The sequence below is a fragment of the Brevundimonas sp. genome (genome assembly GCF_004210735.1).
Classification (GTDB): domain Bacteria; phylum Pseudomonadota; class Alphaproteobacteria; order Caulobacterales; family Caulobacteraceae; genus Brevundimonas.
This window is the reverse complement of the sequence record NZ_SDZL01000099.1, coordinates 1-4,931: the sequence shown is the minus strand read 5'-3', so window position 1 is coordinate 4,931 and position 4,931 is coordinate 1. Positions and strand designations below refer to the sequence as shown.

7 protein-coding genes are annotated in these 4,931 nt (G+C 69.7%); 6 read left to right on the top strand and 1 reads right to left on the bottom strand.

All coding sequences use genetic code 11. The annotated features are described in order from the left end of the window. From EON91_RS13950 to gshB, 5 genes are all read left to right on the top strand, one after another. A partial coding sequence (locus tag EON91_RS13950) for a hypothetical protein (protein WP_292095931.1) occupies nucleotides 1-558 on the top strand: 558 nt, incomplete at its 5' end. Further along, a complete protein-coding gene (gene rsmI / locus EON91_RS13945; RefSeq protein ID WP_292095929.1) occupies nucleotides 555-1,430 on the top strand; it encodes a 16S rRNA (cytidine(1402)-2'-O)-methyltransferase in 876 nt (291 codons plus the stop codon). The genes EON91_RS13950 and rsmI, both read left to right, overlap by 4 nt. Next, nucleotides 1,427-1,846: a YraN family protein gene (locus tag EON91_RS13940; RefSeq protein ID WP_292095928.1), complete on the top strand. Its 420-nt coding sequence runs from the start codon at nucleotides 1,427-1,429 to the stop codon at nucleotides 1,844-1,846. Before rsmI ends, EON91_RS13940 begins: the two co-directional genes overlap by 4 nt. A 4-nt stretch (nucleotides 1,847-1,850) precedes the next feature. Continuing rightward, on the top strand, nucleotides 1,851-2,666 hold the full coding sequence (locus EON91_RS13935) for a transglutaminase family protein (protein ID WP_292095927.1): 816 nt from the start codon (nucleotides 1,851-1,853) through the stop codon (nucleotides 2,664-2,666). A gap of 134 nt (nucleotides 2,667-2,800) precedes the next feature. Further along, a complete protein-coding gene (gene gshB / locus EON91_RS13930; protein ID WP_292095926.1) occupies nucleotides 2,801-3,745 on the top strand; it encodes a glutathione synthase in 945 nt (314 codons plus the stop codon). Nucleotides 3,746-3,752: 7 nt separating this feature from the next. Here gshB and EON91_RS13925 read toward each other — a convergent pair whose 3' ends face one another. Beyond that, a complete protein-coding gene (locus tag EON91_RS13925) occupies nucleotides 3,753-4,019 on the bottom strand; it encodes a DUF6356 family protein (RefSeq protein WP_292095924.1) in 267 nt (88 codons plus the stop codon). 142 nt (nucleotides 4,020-4,161) lie between these two features. Here EON91_RS13925 and EON91_RS13920 point away from each other — a divergent pair. Next, nucleotides 4,162-4,931, top strand: a 770-nt coding sequence (locus EON91_RS13920; RefSeq protein ID WP_292095922.1) for an acyl-CoA dehydrogenase family protein, incomplete at its 3' end; no start/stop codon positions are given.

Here is a 4,931-nt window from a genome sequence, read left to right as displayed (position 1 = left end):
GCCTGCCGTCAGGCAGACCACGACCATCAGCGCCGAAACGCCGCCGCAATGTTCGCGCCGACGCATCACGATCTCTGGCGCATCGGCGGCGGCGCCTTGGGCGGTTTGTTGGTCGGGGCGGTGGTCAAGCTGGTCGGGCTGGACGCCTTCACACTTCTGTTGGGCCAAGCGCCCGGCGACATCACCGGCGGCCCGGAAGGGGTGCTGCTGGGCGGCGCGGTCGGTCTGGGGTCGGTGCTGGCGAGCCGGACGGGACGCCGTCGCTTCCTGCCGCTGGCCGCCCTGCCCGCCGCCGTCGCGGGGACCGGCATCGCCTTGCTGGGCGGCCGGTTGATGGGCGGCAGCCTGCACCGTGTCGCCGAGGTGTTTCCCGCCTCGCGCCTGCGGTTGGATCGGCTGGGTGGGCTGATGGGTGAAACGGGTTTCGGCTCGGTCGCCCAGGCGGTCACGGCGGGGCTGGAGGGCTGGCTGTTCGGCCTAGGGGTCGTCGCTGCCCTGTGGTTCACGCGACGCGCGCTTGAGTCCGAGGGGAGCGGCTGGCACGGTCCCGCGCGATGACCGATCGCCCGCTCTTTCCGCCGACCGCCCCCCCGCCCCGGCCCGTTTCGCCGGGCCTCTATCTGGTGGCGACGCCCATCGGCAATCTGCGTGACATGACGCTGCGGGCGCTGGACGTGCTGGCCGCCGCCGATCTGGTGCTGGCCGAGGACACGCGGGTCACCGCCAAACTGCTGTCGGCCTATGGCTTGAAGGCGAAGCTGGAACGCTGCGACGACCACGCCTCGACCCGCGCGGCCGAGATCGCCATCGAGCGGTTGCAGGCGGGCGAGGTGGTGGCCCTGGTGTCCGACGCGGGCACGCCGCTGGTCAGCGATCCCGGCTATGTCGTCGCCCGCGCGGCCATCGCCGCGGGCCTGCCGGTTCATCCGATCCCCGGCGCCTCCAGCCTGCTGGCAGCGCTGTGTCTGGCGGGGCAACCCGCCGACCGGGTGCTGTTCGCCGGCTTCCTGCCGCCCAAATCGGGCGCGCGCAAAACCATGCTGGAAGAGCTGCGCACCGGCCGCCAGACCTTGGTCTTCTTCGAGAGCGGCCCGCGCCTGAAAGACAGCCTGACCGATATGGCCGATGTGCTGGGCGACCGCCCCGCCGCCGTCACCCGGGAGCTGACCAAACTGTACGAGGAGGCCGTGCGCGGCACATTGGCCGAACTGGCCGCCGACCCCCGCTGTGACGGGCCCAAGGGTGAGATCGTGGTGGTGGTCGGGCCGGGCGAGGCCGAGGTCGCCAGCGCCGCCGACGCCGACGCCGCCCTGGCCGAGGCCCTGACCCGCCTGCCGCCGGGTGAAGCCGCAGCCGAGGTGTCAAAGGCGCTGAACCTGCCCCGCAAGCCGCTCTACAAGCGGGCGCTGGAGATGCAGGGCCGGGGATGAGCGAGAGCCTGCGCCCCGCCCCGTCGCCGAAACGGCCCAAGGCAGGCTGGCGTCAGGTTCTGGGCGGGCGGGCGCGGCGTCAGGGTCACGACGGCGAATGGCTGGCCGCCCTGTGGTTGATGCTGAAAGGCTATCAGGTGCTGGCCTTTCGGCTGAAGGGGCGCGGCGGCGAGGTCGATATTCTGGCCCGGCGCGGCCGCGTGCTGGCCGTGGTCGAGGTCAAGCGGCGGAGGACGCTGGACGCCGCCCTGCTGGCCATCCATCCGGAACAGCTTCGACGCCTGCGCGCGGCCGGGGCCGCCGTGGCGCGCGGACGGCGGTCGCTGGCGGGGCTGGACGTGCGTCTGGATATGGTGGCGCTGGCTCCCGGCCGGTTTCCGCGCCATGTTCGCGGGATAGAGGCGACCGAAGGGTGATCCCGTGACCCGGGACGAGGCGGAGACAGTTCTGACACAGGCCGGTCAGGCCGCCGACGACGCCTTCCCCCTGCTGGAGGCCGCTATCGCCTGCGCCATCCACGATCATCCCTTCCGCGATCCCGCGCCGGTCCGCGTCCTGGCCGCCGCCGCCGCCGAACGGCTGGCCGAGCGGATGGAGACCGAGGCGCCGGACGACGCCCTGGCCGAGACCATGGCCGCCGACCTGCGGCTGAACGGCGACCTGATGCGCTATGACGACCCGGCCAACACCGACGTCATCGATGTGGCCGAGCGACGGCGCGGCTTGTCGGGGGCGCTGGCGGTCTTCTATCTGGACGCCGCGCGCCGGACGGGGCTCAAGGCGGCGGGCGTGGACTTTCCCGGCCATTTCCTGCTGCGGGTCGAGACCGGCGACGGCCCCGTGGCGCTGGACCCGTTCAGCCACGGGCGGCTGGTCCTGCCGTCGGAACTGACACGCCGGGCCCTGCGTGCGGGCCTGACGCCGCATGTCGCCGACCGGCTGGACCTGCTGATGGCCCCGGTCAACGACCGCCAGACCCTGATCCGCCTGCAGTCCGTCCTGTTCAACCGCGCCATCCGCGCCCAGGACTTTGAGGGCGCCGAACGCTCGGCTGTTCGCCGCGCCTTGCTGGATCCCGAGGATCATCGCCCCTGGCTGGACGTGGCCGCCGCCCGCGAGAAACAGGGGGCCCTGGCCGGCGCCCTGGACGCCCTGTCCCGCGCCCGCAGCCTGGACGCCCCCGCCGAGGTCGGACGACAGGCCAGCTATGATCGCGTCAGGATGAGGCTCAATTAGTTGGGCCTATCGCCCTTCGGGCTACTTGAGGCCTGTCAGAGGCCTATCGCCCCTTGGGCTACTTGAGGGGCTCCCCTTGCACCTGCGCCTCCGACCGCGCATCTGCGAAGCCTCGCGCTAACGAAGGACACGTCATGCTCAAGGTCGCCATCCAGATGGACCCCATCGAGGCGGTCAACATCGAGTCGGACACCACCTTCATGCTGGCCCTGTCGGCGCAGGAGCGTGGGCACCGTCTGTGGGTCTATGACTTCCGCACCCTGGCGCTCGAGGACGGCCGCCTGTTCTGCCGCGCCCGTCCGGTGACCCTGCGACACGCGCGCGGCGACCATGTCGACTTCGGCGACTGGGTGAAGCTGGATCTGTCCCGGGACATCGACGTCATCCTGATGCGTCAGGACCCGCCCTTCGACATGGCCTATGTCACCGCCACCTATCTGCTGGAGACGGTCCATCCGAAGACGCTGGTCGTCAACGACCCGACCGAGGTGCGCAGCGCGCCGGAAAAACTGCTGGTCACCCGCTTCCCGGGCCTGACCCCGCCGACCCTGATCTCGTCCGATCCCGAGGCCCTGGTCGCCTTCCATGAAAAGCATGGCGACGTGGTGCTGAAGCCGCTGCATGGCGCGGCCGGTTCGGGCGTGGTGAGGCTGAAAGCCGGCGATCCGAACCTGGAGGCCCTGGTCGAGATTCACGCCGTCGGCAGTCGCGATCCGCTGGTGATCCAGAAATTCATCCCCGCCGTCTCGGCCGGGGACAAGCGCATCATCCTGGTGGATGGCGAAGTGGTGGGCGCCATCAACCGGGTGCCCGCTGACGGCCAGGTCCGCTCCAACCTGCGCGTGGGCGGCACGGCCCAGCCGGTCGAGTTGACGGCCCGCGACCTTGAAATCTGCGCTGCCCTGAAGGGCGAACTGAAGTCGCGCGGCCTGCTGTTCGTCGGCATCGACGTGATCGGCGATTATCTTACCGAGATCAACGTCACCTCGCCCACCGGCGCCCAGCAGCTGAAACAGTTCACCGGAATCGACGCGGCCGCCGCCCTGTGGGACGTAATCGAGGCGAAACGCGCCGTCTGATCAAGGTCTAGAGGCCGGGGTCCCAGACCCCGGCGGCCCGCATGCGGCATTCGCGCGCCTCTTCGGCGCGGCCGCCCATTTCACGGGCCATGGATTTCACGCTGTCCGAGACGGTCGTCTTGTGCACTCCGGGAACCAGGGCGTGGGCGAAGGCCGCCCCCGCCAGGCCCAGCAGACGAAAGCCGAAGCGCGCGGCCGCAGCCATATGCTGGACGTAGCTTTCGTCCACCTCGCGGGGGTGATCGCGGAACATTCGGTTGAAGGCTTTCAACATGGTTCAGCTTTAGCGCGTCACGCCGCGCCCCTCTACCCGGCGCAAGCATTTTGGCCTAAACCGCCCGCCGGAACAGGGGGCGCTTCGTCACGGCCGCGTGACGACTTCGAGACTCCCGGAAACGCAAACAGGAGTCCTCCCCATGGCCGACGGCGCCGCCCACCTCTCCGCCCAGACCTTCCGCTGGGAGGATCCGTTCGACCTTCGCGGTCGCCTGACCGATGACGAGCGGATGGTTCAGGACGCGGCGCGGTCCTATGCGCGCGAGGCGTTGCTGCCGCGCGTGATCGCCGCCTTCCGGGACGAGGTGTTCGACCGGTCGATCATGACCGAGATGGGCGAGATGGGCTTTCTGGGGGCCATGCTGCCGGAACAGTACGGCGGTTCGGAAGCCAGCCACGTCGCCTATGGCCTGATCGCGCGCGAGGTCGAGGCGGTCGACAGCGGCTATCGCTCGGCCATGTCGGTGCAGTCGTCGCTGGCCATGTATCCGATCTACGCCTTCGGCTCGGACGAGCAGAAGAAGAAATTCCTGCCCAAGATGGCGGCCGGCGAACTGGTCGGCTGTTTCGGCCTGACCGAGGCGGACGGCGGCTCGGACCCCGCCTCGATGCGCACCAAGGCCGTGGCGGTTCCGGGCGGCTATCGGCTGAACGGCGCCAAATACTGGATCACCAACAGCCCCATCAGCGACCTGGCCGTGGTCTGGGCCAAGCTGGACGATAAAATTCGCGGCTTCATCGTCGAGCGCGACTTCGACGGCTTCACCACCGACAAGATCGGCGACAAGCTGTCCTTGCGCGCCTCGATCACCGGCGACATCGGCCTGAACGACGTGTTCGTGCCCGAGGCCAACATCCTGCCGGACGTACAGGGGCTGCGCGGGCCGTTCAGCTGTTTGAACAAGGCGCG

Excerpts from the sequence above, each read along its gene's own strand:
- rsmI (WP_292095929.1), top strand. The coding sequence starts at position 555 with ATGACCGATCGCCCGCTCTTTCCGCCGACCGCCCCCCCGCCCCGGCCC.
- EON91_RS13940 (WP_292095928.1), top strand. The coding sequence starts at position 1,427 with ATGAGCGAGAGCCTGCGCCCCGCCCCGTCGCCGAAACGGCCCAAGGCA.
- gshB (WP_292095926.1), top strand. The coding sequence starts at position 2,801 with ATGCTCAAGGTCGCCATCCAGATGGACCCCATCGAGGCGGTCAACATC.
- EON91_RS13925 (WP_292095924.1), bottom strand. The coding sequence starts at position 4,019 with ATGTTGAAAGCCTTCAACCGAATGTTCCGCGATCACCCCCGCGAGGTG.